The organism is Lentzea sp. NPDC036949, from assembly GCF_055608075.1.
The window spans coordinates 99,890-115,252 of the sequence record NZ_JBVJRA010000017.1 but is presented as its reverse complement, the minus strand read 5'-3'; the positions used below and the strand labels follow the sequence as shown (position 1 = coordinate 115,252).

The following is a 15,363-nucleotide window of genomic DNA, read 5'->3' as shown; positions in this document are numbered from 1 at the left end:
CGACCGATCGGTTGCTATATTCCCGGCGACCCGCCTGCTGAAGGAGCTGACCTTGTCCGGATCCCGTGTTGTCGCGTTCGGCCACCACCAGCCGGAACGGGTGCTGACCAACGCCGACCTGGAGCAGATGGTCGACACGAACGACGAGTGGATCCTGCAGCGCACCGGCATCGCCACGCGCCGCATCGCCGACGACGAGTCCGTCACGGACATGGCCGCCGCGGCCGCCGCCAAGGCCCTCGCCGCGTCCGGGGTGCCGGCGGCCGAGATCGGCCAGGTGATCGTGGCCACGTGCTCGGCGATCGACCGCAGCCCGTCGACAGCGGCTCAGGTCGCCGCCCGGCTCGGCATCCCCTCCGCGGTCGTGTTCGACCTCAACAACGCCTGCGCCGGCTTCTGCACCGCGCTCGCCACCGCAGACCACACCATCCGCGCCGGTGCCGCCCGGCACGCGCTGGTGGTCGGCGCCGAGAAGATGTCGGACCTGGTCGACTGGACCGACCGCAGCTCGTGCATCCTGCTCGGCGACGGCGCGGGCGCCGCCGTGCTCAGCGCCTCGGAAGACCCGGCGATCGGCCCGGTGGTGTGGGGCTCCGACCCGACCAGGAGCGGCGCCGTCCGGCTCGTCGACGAGTGGCAGCCGCGGTTCGCCCAGGAGGGCCAGGCCGTGTTCCGGTGGGCCACCAGCGAGCTGCCCGCGATCGCCAGGCAGGCCTGCGAGCGGGCGGGCATCGCCACCACCGACCTCGCCGGCGTCGTCACGCACCAGGCCAACCTGCGGATCGTCGAGGCGCTCACCCGCAAGCTCGACCTGTCCGATGACGTGGTCATCGCACGTGACGTCGTCCACTCCGGCAACACCTCCGCGGCCTCCGTCCCGCTCGCGCTGTCCAAAATGGCGGAACGCGGCGAGCTGCCCTCGGGTGCTCCGGTGCTGCTCTTCGCTTTCGGCGGCGGGCTGTCGTGGGCCGGCCAGGTCGTCACCACTCCCTGAGAACGGGCGTACCTACCTGGGTACTAGATCTCAGGTATGACGACACGCGCACGGTCCTGTCGCTATTGTCCGATCCCTCAGCCCCCTTGCCGCCGAAGGGAAACCGTCTCATGAAGCAGATGCTGCGGTCGGGCACGGACGTGCGCTCCCGACTGACCGAGTGGGTGGGACGGCGCCTGCTCGCCCGGCTCAGCCGAACCGGCTTCGACCTGGAGTCGTCGTGGTTCGTGCCGTCGCGCGTGCTGGCCCCGCTGCGCCGCAACGGTGTGGACCCGGTCCCGGAGCTCGCGCGGATGCACGCGCACGGCCCGGTGACCAGGCTGCCACTGCCCGTGCCGGTCTGGCTGGTGACCGGCCACGAGGCGTCCAAGCAGGTGCTCGTCGACGTCGAGGCGTTCAGCAACGACTTCGGCCACCTCAAGGAGCTGGGCCTGTTCGCCGACGAGGCGCCGGGTGGCCTGGGCTTCAGCGACCCGCCGGAGCACACCCGGCTGCGCAAGGTGCTGACGCCGGAGTTCACCATGCGCCGGCTGTCGCGGCTGGTGCCGCGGATCGAGCAGATCGTCGCCGACCAGCTCGACCTGATGTCGATGAAGGACGGCGCCGTCGACCTGGTCGAGGACTTCGCGCTGCCGGTGCCCGCGCTGACGATCTGCGAGCTCCTCGGCGTGCCGCTGAGCGAGCGCGAGGAGTTCCAGCGCCGCAGCGTCGCCCGCTTCGACCTGGCCGGCGCCGCCACCGCGTCGCTGTCGGCGGTGTCGGAGTCCATCGTCTACTTCCGCGAGCTGGTGCGCGCACAGCGGTCCAACCCGAGCGACGGCCTGCTCGGCGAGCTGATCCGCAAGCACGGCGACGACCTGGACGACGACGAGCTCGCCGGCCTCGCCGACGGCCTGCTCACCGGCGGCTTCGAGACCACCGCCAGCATGATCTCGCTCGGCACGCTCGCACTGCTGCGCTCCACCGAGCTGATGGAGCAGGTCCACGGTGATGAGAAGGCGGTGAGCTCGCTGGTCGACGAGCTGCTGCGGCACCACACGGTCGTGCAGGTCGCGTTCCCGCGCATCGCCCGCCGCGACGTCGACGTGGCCGGCACGCGGGTGAAGGCGGGCGACATCGTCGTGTGCTCGCTGTCGCAGGCGAACCGCGACACCGACGTGTACTCCGACCCCGACCGGATCTGCCCGTCCCGCGCGGCGGGCCAGCACCTGGCGTTCGGCTACGGCGCCCACCGCTGCATCGGCGCGGAGCTGGCCAAGATGGAGCTGCGGATCGCCTACCCGGCGCTGGTGCGGCGGTTCCCGCAGATGCGCCTGGCCGTCGAACCGGGGGCGCTCGCGTTCCGCAGGCTGTCGATCGTGTACGGCCTGGAGTCGCTGCCGGTCCACCCCGGCAAACCGACGACGTCGGCGCACGAGCTGCTCAGCTGAGCCACGGCGGGCGGTCGTGCCGGTGTCCTGTTCGGACTGCGCCTGCGCCTGCGCGTGCCCGCTCGGCTCCCGGCCGTGACCACCTCCGGTGCGCCGTGCCCGACGCGGACCGTGCCGGTCATGGGCGCAAGGCGGCCGTCAGCAGCAGGAGCTGAGCGGTGTCACCGGGGTTGATGAGGATCTCGACCTCGTCCGGGACCACCTCGGCCAGCCGGTCACCGACGACCCGGTGCCACCGCACCGCGGGCAGCCGCCGCTTGTGCAGCTCCGCCGTCACGACCGCCACGCACGGCCGGCCGTCCGGGGACCGCAGCAGCCGCAGGTGGCCCCGCTCGTCGGTGGCGATCTCGACGACGGTGCCGGCGAGCAGGCCGAGGAGCCGCGCACCGGCGGCCTCGTCGGTCAGGACCCGCCTCAGCAGTGCGTGCACCGGATCGGTCGGCAGCGCCCTGGTCTGCGGCACGTACAGCGGGTTCGGCTGGAACGGGCCGAGCCCGCCGTCCCCGTCGACCGCGTACGCGCCCACGAGCGCGTCGACCGGCACCGGTGCGCCCGCCGTCCAGCCGGGGTCGGGCAAGCGGTACCAGCCGTCCTGCCGCACGGCGAGCCGGTGCGGCTCCAGCAGGTGGACCTCGGCCACCTGCGTCCAGTCCGGCTCGTCGGACAGCTCGTAGCGGGCGGCCCGGTGACCGGCGCGCGCCGCGAGCCGCAGCCAGTGGCCGCCCTCCTCGGCCTCGCCGCGGTAGCGCAACCGGATGCCGAGCGCGTACGCGGCCAGCACCTCCCCGGACTCCGCGAGGTCGCCGATCACGAAGCTGACCCCGTGCTCCCCGTCCAGGGCGAAGGTGCCGCGGGTCAGCGTCGCCGGCAACGCCGCGGCCGCGCGCCGCCACCAGAGCTCGGCCTCGGCGGCGTCCCCCTCCTCCTCGGCCAGCCGGCCCAGGTGGTGGGCGCTCAACGGGAACCCGGCCTCGGCCGACTCCCGCCACCACCGCCGTGCCGCGTCGAGGTCGCCGCGGTCGTGGTGCAGCTGCCCGAGCGAGTGCGCGGCGAGTGCGTTGCCACCGCGGACCGCCTCCCGCAGCACCTCGGCCGCCTCGTCGACGCGGCCCCGCGCCACCAGCAGGTCGCCCAGCAGACCCGCCGCGACGGCCGCGGCCTGCCGCACCCGGTGCGCGTACTCGTCGCCGGTGGTCCTGACCATCGCCTCGCCGGCCGGGGTGGTCATGGCCATCCGGAGCACGGCCTCCGCCTCGGGCGCACCGCGCCGCACGAGCACCACCCCCAGCCCGCTCACCGCGACCCAGTCGCCGACCTCGACGGCCCGCCGGTACCAGTGCTCGGCCTCGTCGAGGCGGCCGAGCCGGTTGTACAGCGCCGCGAGGTCGTTGAACGCGGGCCGGAACTGCCGCCGCGCCGCGAGGGTGTACCAGCGCACGGCGTCCTCGACGGCCCCGGTCACGTCGGCGAGGTGGCCCAGCCGGAACGCGGCGGCACCGCTGCCGGCCTCCGCCGCCGCGGTGTACGCGGCGAGCGCGGCGTCCCGGTCGCCCTCCTCCGCGATCCGGTCGGCCTCCGCGCACAGCCGGGTGGCCTCTGCGGGTTCCGGGTCCCCGTCCAGCTCCGGGAAGCGGACGAACCCGGAACCGTCCGCCGTCAGGTGGGCCGCGAAGGCGTAGAACTCCGCCGCCCCCTGCCGTGCCACGACGTCCTCCCGCGTGGCACCCCGGTGCCAGTGGTCCGGGTAGAACACCTGCACCGCGGCACGTTCCCCGGTGGCACCGTTCCCCATCGAGGTCTCCGCGGTGACCGCGAGCCCGGCGGTGACCGCGGCCGTGTCCTCGCCGCGGCGCAGGTGCACGACCAGCGTCCACCGCACCAGGTCGACCACGTTCGTCACCGGGGCCAGCACCAGCTCGGCGACCTCCCCCGCCGCCACCCGCAACGGCAGGGTCGTGGCGCCGTCGAGTCCGCGCGTGGTGCCGCGGTCCAGGTCCACCTCGACGTCGGGAGCCGCCAGCGGCGCGTACGCGGCGCCCGACCGCACCACCTCCTCGACGAAGTCCGGTGTCAGCGGCGCGGTGTGGTGGTTGTGGACCAGGCTGACCCCGTCGGCGTCCAGCGGCAGCTCCAGGACCTGCGCGATGCCGACCCGTTCGACCACGACCGCGCCGCGCACCCGCAGCACGACGTTGTGCCCCGTGAGCGGGACGTGCTCGGCCACCGGCCCGGTGACCGGTCCCGGAGCGATGACCGCGCTCATGTGGGTGCGGGTGCTGACCTCGACCACGCCGGCGAACGCGGGGTCCTCGACCACCACCGGCACGACCCGGACGGGGTGGGTCAGCACGTACACGCGACCTCCCGTCACCGCACCGCCCCGGGGTAGCGGGCGGCGGTGCGGAACGGCCAGTGCCCGAGCCCGACGCGCAGGGACCCGCTGCGCCGCCCGCACACCCAGTCCAGGTGCAGCACCCACTCGACGTCGCCCTGCTCGGTGACGACCTTGAGGTCGAACGCCTCCGACTCGTGCAGGCCGACCTCGTAGGGGAAGTCGGTGTCCCCCAGCGCACGCAGCCGTGGAGGCGTGGCGTCGAGCAGCACCTCGAACCGGCGGCGGGGCACCGCGGCGGCGTGCCGGTTCAGCGGCCCTGACCGGTCGGTCCTGGTGAGCACCTCGACCCGCAGCTCGGCGAGCACCACCGGGGTCCTGGACACGCCGGTGATGATCAGCTGCACGGAGTGGCCGCTGGCCGGCACGTCCACGACCCGGTCGCCGTCGGTGAGGGAGACGTAGTCGAGGTTGCGCAGCCGCACGTCGACCACGAGCGGGTCGGCGCCGGGATCGTCCTCGGGCACCTCGGGTGGCACGTGCACGGTGACCGGGCCGTTGATCGTGCCCACCTGGAGGGCGACGCCGTTGACGGTTCCGATCTCGTTGCGCACCGGCGGATCGCTCATGGCGACGACGTTATCGGGATGCCGGCGGGCCCAGTGGTGGATTCCACCTGACCGCGGGACTGGAAAGGCCGGTGTGGCGGCCCGGGAGCCCACCGGGCCGCCACACCGCTGTGGACGCGAGAGGGCGAGGCCGGCCCCACCGGCGCGGTACGAGCGCACGCCGCGGGCGTCTGGTCCGCCACCTGGCCGCGCGGCGCGTCGGAGTCGCTCGTCTCCGCTTGCCCTGTACCGGTGGGGCCGGCCTCGGATCTAGGGCCTCGCGCGTCCTCCGCCCGAGCGCACCATCTCCGGCCTCGACCGCGAGTGCCTCCGCCGCTGCAAAGGCGGGGACGTCGACGACGAGACCGACGGGGGAACCGACGATGCGCGGGCGGCGACTGGTTCGGGAACGGGGATCTGGGTGGTGGGCAGCGGCTGCGGGGTCTCCTCGGCCGGCTGGGTCCACACCGGACGGCTGAGGTCCACGGTGTTCTGCCGGAACAGCTCCGGCGTCTCGGTGATGATCTTGCCGGGTTGTTCGAGGCCGACGATGCCGACGAGCTTGCCGTCGGCGATGAAACCGGTCAGGCCGTTGACGTCGGTGGTGTCGGTGCCCAGCACGGGCAGGCCCGCGCCCTGCACGCGCATGCCGTACTGCTCGGTCCAGAACCGCGGGACCGGCGTGTAGGGCTTGGCGGAGTTGCGGCCCACCAACAGGTTCTCGGCTGCCGCGCGGCCGCCCTCGACCGCGTTCAGCCAGTGCTCGACGCGGCGGACGACGCCGTTGAAGCGCAGGTTCGGCCACCGGGCCACGTCACCGCAGGCCACGATGTTCTCTGCGCCGACGACGTGGTTGGTCGCGTCGCAGAGCACGCCGTCCTCGATGACGAGGCCGGAGCCGCGCAGCCAGTCGACAGCGGGCGAGGCGCCGACGGCGAGCACGACGCAGGAGGCGAAGAACACCTGGCCGTCGCTCAGGTGGATGCCGATGCCGCCGGGCTGGCGCACCCAGTGCTTGATGCCGACGCCGGTGGCCAGCCGCACGCCGTGCTCGACGTGCGCCTCGGTGATCTTCTTGCCGATGTCGTCGCCGACGACACCGCCCAGCAACGCGGGCGACCGGACGATGAGGGCCACGTCGCGGCCCATGTGCCGCACGGAGCAGGCGAGCTCGCAGCCGATGAAGCCACCGCCGATGACGGCGACGAGCCCCTGCGACTGGCGGATGTTCCTGCGGATCGCGACCGCGTCGTCCAGCGTGCGCAGCACGTGCACCCGCGGGTCGTGGCGCGGCGCCCCGCCCATGGCCCTGGCGTCCACGCCGGTGGCGATGATCATGCCGTCGTACTTGATCTCCTCACCGCCGGGCACCCAGACGGACTGCGTCTTCGGGTCCAGGTGCAGCGCGGGGGAGTTGAGGCGCCACTCGGCGTCGAGGTCGCCCGAGTACGACAGCAGCGAGTCGTCGGGGTGCCACTCCCCCGTGATGATCTGCTTGGACAGGCATGGGCGGTGGTACGGGAGGTGGCGTTCGGCCGACAGGATCGTGATCCTGCCGTCGAAGCCCATCTCGCGCAGCCGTTCCGCGGAGCGGACTCCACCGAGTCCGCCGCCGACGACCACAATCCGCTCGCTCACTTCACTCGCTCCCTGATCTCGATCGCGCGCATGGGGCACGCGCGGGCGGCCGACCGCGCCTGGGCGAAGTGCTCCTCCGGCGGGCGGCGGTTGTAGGTCAGGCGGTTGTCCTCGATCAGCTGGAAGACATCGGGGGCCTCCGCCTGGCAGGTGCCGTAGCGGTGGCACTTCTCGTTGTTGACGCTGACGTCCATCGCGTCGCCCTCGCCGATGCCGGGCTCCTTGCCCCGCTCGGGCTCCAGCATGCCGATGCGCATCAGCACCTCCGGGGGCAGGAACCGCGCCAGGGCGAGGGTCGCGGTGGGGACGAGGATCGTGAGGCCGGCGAGCCACAGCACGGACAGGTTGCCGTTCGCGATGGCGCCGAACCAGGAGTGCACAACGGTGATCGCCACGGCGATGTACGCCGTCTGGTGGAACCGCAGCCACTTGCGGTAGAAGACCTTGTGCCGCATGGACGCCAGGATGGCGATAGCGGCCATGACCTCCAGTCCGAGGATGCCGAGGGCGTGCCGGAAGAGGCCGCCGTCGACGAAGGGCAGGATGAGCTTGACGTAGCTGAACGCCCCGTTCTGCAGCAACGTGAACGCAAAGGCGTGCACCGCACCGAACGCGATCGCGAGCGACGCGAGCACCATGTGCCCGTTCTTCAGTCCTTCCCGGCCGGTGAGCTTCTCGGCCCACCCGGTCGCGATGAGCACGCCCCAGGACAAGGTCGCGCACATGAAGACGTAAGCCAGCCTGGCGGAGAGTTGGGCCATCTTCTTCAGGCCCGAGTCGAACTCGGACGCCTGGGCCACCAGGAGCGGAATCTGGCTGGACAACAACACTTCCTCCGAACGAACTCCGAACGGGTGAAACTCTCGCGGGAACCCGCCCGGTCCTGCGGTGCAGGAGTGGGCACAGCAGGGCCGGGCGGGTGGGAACAGGTCCGCGTTGGAGTGCCTCTTACCTGGGGACACCACCTCCGTTTCCCGTTCTCAGACGGGGTCTTGCAGGCTCACCGCACCGGCCGTCGCGGGCGGAGGACTCGGAGCAGGAGGATCGTCAGGACCACTCCCGCGGCGGTGACCGTGAGGATCACCCACATGTTCGGCCCCTCACCGGAGGCCAGGGTCGCGTTGATGATGCCGCCGGCGGGCACGGGCTCGGCGAACGCGGCGTCACCCGCGAGGCCGGTGCTCTCCAGCAACGTCATGTGCTTCATCACCACGTCGATGCCGACCTGCGCGAACGGCCGGATGAGGTCGTTGCGGGTCTGGATGCGCACCTTCGCGACGAACGCGAACACCGATCCGTGCGCCGCGCGCAGCCGGTCGGCGAACGCCTGGTCGAACGCGGCGCCCTCCAGGCCGTTCAGCTCGTCCATCCAGGACTGCTGCGCCGCGCTGGGCAGGTCGGGGATCGGGACGTTCAGCTGGGCCGAGAGCTTCTTCACCGCCTCGTCCAGCTTCATGTGGTCGAGCATCAGCTGCTTCCCGACCACCTTCACGCGCGGGTTCTGCGCCTTGGTCTGGGCGAGCTCGCCCATCGGCATCTCCCACAGACCGGCCTGGCGCACCTTCACCAGGAGGTCCCGGTCGTTCGCGGTCAACGGGCCGCCTTCGGCCTGCACCGTTCCCCCGGTGTCCGCGGGCTGGGCGGACGCGGTGACCGCACCGCCGGAGAACAGGAACAACATCGCCAAGACGGTGGCGAGGGCTCTGGTCATCGTCTTGAAGTCCTCGTTGTCCAGGAAGTTGGTTCTGGGAGTTGGTTCTGGGAGTTGGTTCGGGGAGTCGGTTCCGGGGATCGGCACGAGGTCAATAACCGGGTGCGGCCGCGGACGACGAGGGCGGTGGCGCCGTCGGCGTGGCACCGGTCGTACCGGTTTTCGCGTTGTTCTGGGCCTTGCCGCCGGTGATCTTGGCGCCGTTGGGGGCGGTGGCGAACCACACGCCGCCCTTGGCCTGGCCCTTGAGGTCACCGGCCGTCTCGTCCTCGGCGAACGTGTACTGCGGCCACCCGGCGATTGTGAGCTGCTTCGTGCCGTCGGACCTGGTCACGGTCCCGATGAGACCGGGGTCCACGCCGGCGGCCATCGGGTCGTTGTCGGCCTTCACCGGCTTCCACGCCTTCGCGCACTCACCCTCGCAGTTGGACTTCGCGGGTTTGGGCGTGTCCTTGTCGTACCGGTAGAGCGGCAGGCCGTCGCCGTCGGTGACGTGCCAGCCGACCTGCGCGGACTCCGCCACCGCGAGCAGCGTGACCTTGCTCAGGTCCGCCGGTGCGGCCTTGAGACCGCCATCGGGCGTGGTGGCGGGCGTTTGCGAGCTGCCGCACGCGGTGAGGCTGAGAGCCAGTGCCGCCAGGGCGGTGACGGCCTGTCCACGTCGCATCGGCAGGGTCCTTTCTCGGCTTGGGTACCGAGGAGTACGGACACGATCCGGCAACGGTTCACGAACTTCGTGAGGAATATTTGCCTCTCGACTTGAGACGGTTGATGGGGCAAGGATGTCCCCCGTGGCGCGGCATAGACGTCAACGTGAGTTAGACGAACAATCACCAAGACCGGGATCTCTCGAAGAAGAGTTGATCCGTCGGCTGTACGAGGAATTCGGCAGCGCCCTGCTGGGACACTGCATGCGGTTGACCGGCCATGATCGTCAATGGGCCGAGGACATCGTGCAGGAGACACTGGTCAGGGCTTGGCGCAACGCCGAGAAGCTCGAACGTGACCCCGTGCTCCTGCGGTCGTGGTTGTTCACGGTGGCAAGGCGGTTGGTCATCGACGACAGGCGAAAGCGGAGCGTCCGTCCGCAGGAGTTCGAACTGACCCCTTCGGACGAGTCGCCCTCGGGCGGTGAGGAGGACCGCACCCTCGCGGCGATCGTCGTCGCCGAGGCGATGAACGGTCTCTCCGAGGAGCACCGGGAGGCTATTCTCGAAACGTACCTGCGGGACCGCACCGTCGGTGAGGCCGCGGCGGCACTGGGCGTGCCACCGGGGACGGTCAAGTCGAGGGTGTACTACGCGCTGCGTGCGTTGCGGCGTGCGTTGCACGATCGGGGAGAGACGCGGTGACAACGGCACCAGACCACCTCGACGTCGCCGCCTACGTGCTCGGCATCCTCGATGCCGATGAGGTGGAGGCGTTCGAGAACCACCTGACCGAATGTCGGCGGTGTGCTCTTGACCTGCGCGACTTCGCGGTGGTGCCGGACCTCATCGACGAGGCCGACGCGGGCGGGATGCTGAGGGGGACGGCTCCGGAACGCCCGGACGGCAAGTCGGTGCGGGTCATGCTCGACGCGGTGGCGGCCCGGCGCAAGCGCAGGCGGTGGTTCATCGCGCAGGGCGTGGCCGCCGCGGCAGCCGGTGTCATCGCGGTGACCGCCGTGGTCACCACGCTGGTCGTCGGTGGCGACGACGGGTCGAACCAGGCGGGGGGCGGGCAGAACCCCAGCACGTCGACCTCGCAGACGCGGGTGGCCAACAACCAGGCCGACTCGTCGATGCAGGTGCAGCAGCAGGACCCGAACAGCGGTGTGTTCACGAAGATCACCGCGTCCGACGAGCCGTGGGGCACGTCGATGGACATCGAGGTCAGCGGGATGTCCGGCCCGTCCAAGGGCTCGCTCGTCGCGGTCGGCCGCGCGGGCCGCGTCGCCCAGGTCACGTCCTGGTTCGCACCGGAACCCGTGGCCGGCGACAAGAAGACGATCCGGTTGCAGGCGAACGTGGCCATGCGGTGGCACGAGATCGCCACCTTCCGCATCCACGACGAGAACGGCAAGGTGTTGCTCGAGGTCGTCGCTTCCTGACCCGAGCGGCGAAAAGCGCCCGGACCACCTGCCCCCGCTCGATCCGTGAGATCCTGTGGGGGCGGTTGTCGTTCTCGGGGAGGCTGTGCACGTGGCGATTGGCCCGTCAGCGGTCGAGCGTTGGCTCGATCTGTCCACATCGGAGCTGCGCGCTCAGGTGACGAAGCTCGTCTCGGCCCGGTTGCCGGGTGATCACGCGGTGTGGCAGGCGGTCCGGCGGCATCCCGCGCTGGTCGCGCGCATCCGCGGTGTCCTCTCCGGACTCGCGGCGTCCGCGGCCGGCAGCAAGGACGAGGCGATGCAGAAGGTCTGGATCTCCAAGGCGCGGCAGGCGCTCGACGTGTCCGCGCCACCACCGGTGAAGGCGGCGCGCAAGCCGGTGGTCAAGGAGGTTCCCGCGGAGGAGGCACCGGAGCAGGTGTTCGACTTCGCGCAGCCGGAACCGCAGCGGCAGCCGCCGAAGTCCATCCCGACGATGCTGTTCCAGGAGCCGAGTTAGCGATGGTCGTCTTCGGAGCGTTCATCTCCCTGTCCGGCCTGCTGATCCTGCTGCTGCGCGACGCGCCGCTCGGTGGCCTGAGCCCGACGCCGGTCGGCTGGGTGATGACGGCACTGGGCCTGGTGTTCCTGGCGCTGGGCGTCGTGCGCTACCGCCGCAGGCGTGCGCAGGGCCTGCCGGGGCCGGTCGGCAACCCGATCACCCGCGCCAAGGCCCTCCCGCGGTTGTGGAAGGCCTGGCGCAGCGGCGCGTACCGGGGGCTGCCCCGCAACCAGCTCGCCCTGTGGGCGGTGGCGCTGGTGTACCTGGTCTCGCCGATCGACCTGGTGCCGGAGCTGCTGCCGGTGATCGGCGTGACCGACGACGCGGGGGTGCTGGTGTGGCTGCTCAGCAGCCTGTCGGTGGCGTCAGGGACGTTCGTGCGCTGGGAGAAGGACCATCGCGACCCTGGTCGCGGGATCGAGGCCCCGTGAGGCCTCCTCGCGCATGAGCTCCGCGAGCCCCGGTGACGGCTCGGTGACCGTCCGGAACCCGAGCCGCTCGTAGTAGGGCGCGTTCCACGGCACGTCGCGGAACGTCGTGAGCGTCACAGCGCGGTCGGCCGGCGTGACGTGCTCGATCAACGCCGCGCCGATGCCCTGCCGTGCGCACGACGGGTGGACGCTCACCTGGTGGATGTGGGTGGCGTCGTCCACGGGGCCGACCGCGATGAACGCCACGGGCACCCCGCTGCCGCCCACCGCGACCCAGACCTCGTGCTCTGCCAGGGCTTCCAGCGACATCGGGGCGTCGGCGGCGATCTCGGGCATGCCGACGTCGGTGAACGGTTCGCCGGAGGCGACTTCGATCTCCTGGAGGTACGGCAGTTCGGCTGGTTGGGCGAGGCGGATCAACACGCCCGCCATCCTGGTAGGCCGGACACCGACCGCGCAGCCGAATCGCGTTAAAGTCCGACGTGATGCGAACCAAGACCGTGCGCGTCCTCTTGGTCGAGGACGACGATGGTGACGCGGTCCTCGTCGAGGCGCTCCTCGAAGAGGCGAACGCGCCATTCCAGCTGACGCGTGCCCGCACGCTGGCCGAAGCGGAGACCCTGCTGGCCGACGCGGAGTGCGTGCTGCTCGACCTCGGCCTGCCCGACTCCCACGGCCTGAACGGCCTGCACCGGCTGCTGGGCATACCCCGCGCGCCCGCGATCATCGTGCTCACCGGCCTGGACGACGAGGGCGAGGGCATCGACGCGGTCGCGGCCGGTGCCGAGGACTACCTGGTCAAGGGTCAGGTCGACGGCGAGCTGCTGCTGCGCGGCGTGCGGTACGCGGTCGAACGGCGCCGGGCCGACGACGCCCAGCAGAAGCTGCGCGAGGCCACCCTGGTCGCCCAGGAACGCGCCCGCCTGGAACGCGGCCTGCTCCCTCCCCCGCTGCTCAAGGGCTCCGACCTGGACCTGGAGGTCCGCTACCAGCCCGGTGGCCAGCGGATGCTGCTCGGCGGTGACTTCTACGACGCGGTCGGCCTGCCCGACGGCACGGTGCACGCGATCATCGGCGACGTCTGCGGCCACGGCCCCGACGAGGCCGCGCTGGGCGTCTGCCTGCGGATCGCGTGGCGTGCGCTGGTGCTCGCGGGCGAATCGCCGGAGAAGGTGCTGCGGACGCTCGACCAGGTGCTGGTCGCGGAGCGGCACGGTGAGGGCATCTTCACCACGGCCTGCACCGTCACCGTGGCACCGGACCGGCGCTCGGCCCGCTACTTCCTCGCCGGTCACCCCGAACCGCTGCTGGTGGCCGGTCAGCAGATCGTGGACCTGCCCCAGTCGAAGATCGGCGTGCCGCTGGGCGTGCTGCCCGACTACGCGTGGACCGGCGTGGACGTGCCGCTGCCGCCCGGCTGGTCGCTCATGTGCTTCACCGACGGCCTGATCGAGGGCCGGGTGCCCGACGACACCGACCGGCTCGGTGTCGAGCGCCTGTGCGAGATCATGCAGGACGAGCTGCGCCGCGGCACCGCGTCGTGGCTCGATCCGGTGATCGCGGAGGTTACCCGGCTCAACGGCGGGGAACTAGACGACGACATGGCCGTCCTGCTGCTGAAAGACCCCAGGTGAAGCTCACGTGAAACTGTCCGACCGGATGCCGGCCAGCCGGATGCTGGTCGTCATCGTCACGGTGCTGCTCGTGATGACGGCGGTGGCGATCTCCTCGACCGTGGTGGCGCTCGACTCGCTTTCTACGGCCCGCCAGCGCGCGGTCGACGCGGTCGAGCCGGCCGCGCGGGAGGCGAAGGACCTCAACCGGGCGTTCCTCGACCAGGAGACCGGCCTGCGCGGGTTCGTCCTCACCGGTGAGGACGACTTCCTGCGGCCCTACCTCGACGGGCAGAACGCCGAGCGGGAGGCCGCGCAGCGGGTGCGCGACCACGTCGGTGACCCCGGCGGCCGGCTCGACCGCATCGGCCGGCTGGCGGGCCAGTGGCGTGCCGAGTACGCGGAGCTGACGATCACCGCGGTCCAGCTGTCCGGTCCCGGCAGCCCGAGCGACATCGAGCGCGGCAAGGTGCTGTTCGACCAGATCCGCGCCGAGCTGGCCGGGCTGCAGACCGACATCGGCGAGCTGGGCCGGCAGGCCAGGCAGGACCTGAGCGCCGCGGCGAACGTGGTGTTGTGGCTGGTCATCGGCATGGGCGTGCTGCTGGTCGCGGTGATCGGCGGCCTGTCGGCGCTGCTGCACCGCATGCTGATCGGTCCGCTCGCGAGCCTCGCCGAACAGGTCAGGGAGGTTGCGAACGGCGACTTCCAGCGCCGCATCGACGTGCATGGCCCGCGCGAGACGGTGATGCTCGGCGACGACGTCAACGCGATGCGCCACCGCATCGTGCAGGAGCTGGCGACGCTGGAGGCGGCGAAGACGGAGCTGCAGCGCTCGAACGCCGAGCTGGAGCAGTTCGCCTACGTGGCCTCGCACGACCTGCAGGAACCGCTGCGCAAGGTGGCGTCGTTCTGCCAGCTGCTGCAACGCCGTTACGGCGGGCAGCTCGACGAGCGCGCCGACCAGTACATCGACTTCGCCGTCGACGGCGCCAAGCGGATGCAGGGCCTGATCAACGACCTGCTGGCGTTCTCCCGCGTGGGCCGCATCACCCGCGAACGCACGATGGTGGACCTCAACCAGGTGGTGCGCCAGCTGGAGGACAGCTTCTCCGAGCGGATCGAGGAGACCGGCGCGACCCTCGTGGTCGCCGACCTGCCCCCGGTGCGCGGCGAGGCGACGCTGCTCAGCGCGGTGTTCCAGAACCTGATCAGCAACGCGCTGAAGTTCAGGGGCGAGGACCCGCCGGTCGTCACCATCGCGGCGGAACGCGACGGCGACATGTGGAGGTTCTCGGTGCACGACAACGGCATCGGGATCGAGCCGGAGTACGCTGACCGGATCTTCGTCATCTTCCAGCGCCTGCACCCGAAGGACGCCTACCCCGGCACGGGCATCGGACTGGCGATGTGCCGGAAGATCGTCGAGTACCACGGCGGCACCATCTGGCTGAACACCGGTGTGGACTCCGGTACGCGCTTCGAGTTCACGCTGCCCGCCACCGACGCACTGCCTGAGGAAACCGCATGAACGAGGCACCGCTGACCGTGATCGACGTCCTGCTCGTGGAGGACGACCCCGGCGACGCGCTGATGACGCAGGAGGCGTTCGAGCACCACAAGATCCGCAACCAGCTGCACGTGGTGAAGGACGGTGTGGAGGCGCTGGAGTTCCTGCGCCGCGAGGGCCAGTACGCGAACGCGCCGCGGCCGGGCCTGATCCTGCTGGACCTGAACCTGCCCCGCAAGGACGGCCGCGAGGTGCTGGCCGAGGTCAAGGCGGACGCCGAGCTGCGGTCGATCCCGGTGGTCGTGCTGACGACGTCGGAGGCGGAGGAGGACATCCTGCGCAGCTACAGCCTGTACGCGAACGCCTACGTGACCAAGCCGGTGGACTTCGACCGGTTCATCGACGTGGTGCGCCAGATCGACGATTTTTTCGTCACCGTGGTGAAGCTGCCGCGCTGATCACG

At 71.2% G+C, this 15,363-nt stretch carries 16 protein-coding genes; 9 read left to right on the top strand and 7 right to left on the bottom strand.

Translation table 11 applies throughout. The features are described 5' to 3' along the window. Positions 1-52: 52 nt before the first annotated feature. Both ACZ7CD_RS34985 and ACZ7CD_RS34980 read left to right on the top strand, forming a co-directional pair. Positions 53-994, top strand: a complete 942-nt coding sequence (locus tag ACZ7CD_RS34985) for a beta-ketoacyl-ACP synthase III (protein ID WP_360396263.1) — start codon at positions 53-55, stop codon at positions 992-994. A gap of 110 nt (positions 995-1,104) precedes the next feature. After that, on the top strand, positions 1,105-2,424 hold the full coding sequence (locus ACZ7CD_RS34980; protein WP_360396261.1) for a cytochrome P450: 1,320 nt from the start codon (positions 1,105-1,107) through the stop codon (positions 2,422-2,424). A 118-nt stretch (positions 2,425-2,542) separates the two neighbouring features. Here the strand turns inward: ACZ7CD_RS34980 and ACZ7CD_RS34975 are convergent, their stop codons facing one another. From ACZ7CD_RS34975 to ACZ7CD_RS34950, 6 genes are all read right to left on the bottom strand, one after another. Further along, entirely contained in the window at positions 2,543-4,780 is a 2,238-nt protein-coding gene (locus ACZ7CD_RS34975; RefSeq protein WP_470380578.1) for a type VII secretion system-associated protein, read from the bottom strand. Positions 4,781-4,791: 11 nt separating this feature from the next. Next, the gene (locus tag ACZ7CD_RS34970) at positions 4,792-5,385 is read right to left on the bottom strand and encodes a hypothetical protein (protein WP_458431303.1); all 594 of its coding nucleotides are present in this window, start codon (positions 5,383-5,385) and stop codon (positions 4,792-4,794) included. Between the two features lie 249 nt (positions 5,386-5,634). Next, positions 5,635-7,002: an NAD(P)/FAD-dependent oxidoreductase gene (locus ACZ7CD_RS34965; protein WP_360396255.1), complete on the bottom strand. Its 1,368-nt coding sequence runs from the start codon at positions 7,000-7,002 to the stop codon at positions 5,635-5,637. After that, positions 6,999-7,826: a 4Fe-4S domain-containing protein gene (locus tag ACZ7CD_RS34960; protein WP_470371235.1), complete on the bottom strand. Its 828-nt coding sequence runs from the start codon at positions 7,824-7,826 to the stop codon at positions 6,999-7,001. The genes ACZ7CD_RS34965 and ACZ7CD_RS34960 overlap by 4 nt, the downstream gene beginning before the upstream one ends. A gap of 176 nt (positions 7,827-8,002) precedes the next feature. Continuing rightward, positions 8,003-8,713: a DUF4142 domain-containing protein gene (locus tag ACZ7CD_RS34955; RefSeq protein WP_360396252.1), complete on the bottom strand. Its 711-nt coding sequence runs from the start codon at positions 8,711-8,713 to the stop codon at positions 8,003-8,005. A 91-nt stretch (positions 8,714-8,804) separates the two neighbouring features. Then, on the bottom strand, positions 8,805-9,380 hold the full coding sequence (locus ACZ7CD_RS34950; protein ID WP_458431301.1) for a hypothetical protein: 576 nt from the start codon (positions 9,378-9,380) through the stop codon (positions 8,805-8,807). A gap of 115 nt (positions 9,381-9,495) precedes the next feature. Between ACZ7CD_RS34950 and ACZ7CD_RS34945 the strand changes: the two genes are divergently transcribed. The 4 genes from ACZ7CD_RS34945 (at position 9,496) to ACZ7CD_RS34930 (ending at position 11,777) form a co-directional block, all read left to right on the top strand. Then, complete coding sequence (locus ACZ7CD_RS34945; protein WP_030468711.1) at positions 9,496-10,065, top strand: sigma-70 family RNA polymerase sigma factor; 570 nt, start codon at positions 9,496-9,498, stop codon at positions 10,063-10,065. Continuing rightward, entirely contained in the window at positions 10,062-10,805 is a 744-nt protein-coding gene (locus ACZ7CD_RS34940; protein ID WP_360396248.1) for an anti-sigma factor family protein, read from the top strand. Before ACZ7CD_RS34945 ends, ACZ7CD_RS34940 begins: the two co-directional genes overlap by 4 nt. A 157-nt stretch (positions 10,806-10,962) precedes the next feature. Beyond that, positions 10,963-11,304 (top strand): hypothetical protein, encoded by a 342-nt coding sequence (locus ACZ7CD_RS34935; RefSeq protein WP_360396246.1) that lies wholly within the window; start codon positions 10,963-10,965, stop codon positions 11,302-11,304. A gap of 2 nt (positions 11,305-11,306) precedes the next feature. Beyond that, positions 11,307-11,777 carry a YkvA family protein gene (locus ACZ7CD_RS34930; RefSeq protein WP_360396244.1) on the top strand — a complete coding sequence of 157 codons (471 nt, stop codon included), beginning with the start codon at positions 11,307-11,309 and terminating at the stop codon, positions 11,775-11,777. Here ACZ7CD_RS34930 and ACZ7CD_RS34925 read toward each other — a convergent pair. Then, positions 11,712-12,197, bottom strand: a complete 486-nt coding sequence (locus tag ACZ7CD_RS34925; RefSeq protein ID WP_458434360.1) for a GNAT family N-acetyltransferase — start codon at positions 12,195-12,197, stop codon at positions 11,712-11,714. The genes ACZ7CD_RS34930 and ACZ7CD_RS34925 overlap by 66 nt on opposite strands. A gap of 65 nt (positions 12,198-12,262) precedes the next feature. Here ACZ7CD_RS34925 and ACZ7CD_RS34920 point away from each other — a divergent pair, with 65 nt between their 5' ends. Genes ACZ7CD_RS34920 through ACZ7CD_RS34910 form a run of 3 tightly spaced genes read left to right on the top strand, consistent with a single transcriptional unit; the run spans position 12,263 to position 15,358 of the window. Next, positions 12,263-13,411 carry a PP2C family protein-serine/threonine phosphatase gene (locus ACZ7CD_RS34920; RefSeq protein WP_470380577.1) on the top strand — a complete coding sequence of 383 codons (1,149 nt, stop codon included), beginning with the start codon at positions 12,263-12,265 and terminating at the stop codon, positions 13,409-13,411. A gap of 7 nt (positions 13,412-13,418) precedes the next feature. Beyond that, a complete protein-coding gene (locus ACZ7CD_RS34915) occupies positions 13,419-14,921 on the top strand; it encodes a sensor histidine kinase (RefSeq protein ID WP_360396238.1) in 1,503 nt (500 codons plus the stop codon). Continuing rightward, positions 14,918-15,358, top strand: a complete 441-nt coding sequence (locus ACZ7CD_RS34910; protein ID WP_360396236.1) for a response regulator — start codon at positions 14,918-14,920, stop codon at positions 15,356-15,358. The genes ACZ7CD_RS34915 and ACZ7CD_RS34910 overlap by 4 nt, the downstream gene beginning before the upstream one ends. The last annotated feature ends 5 nt before the right edge of the window (positions 15,359-15,363 follow it).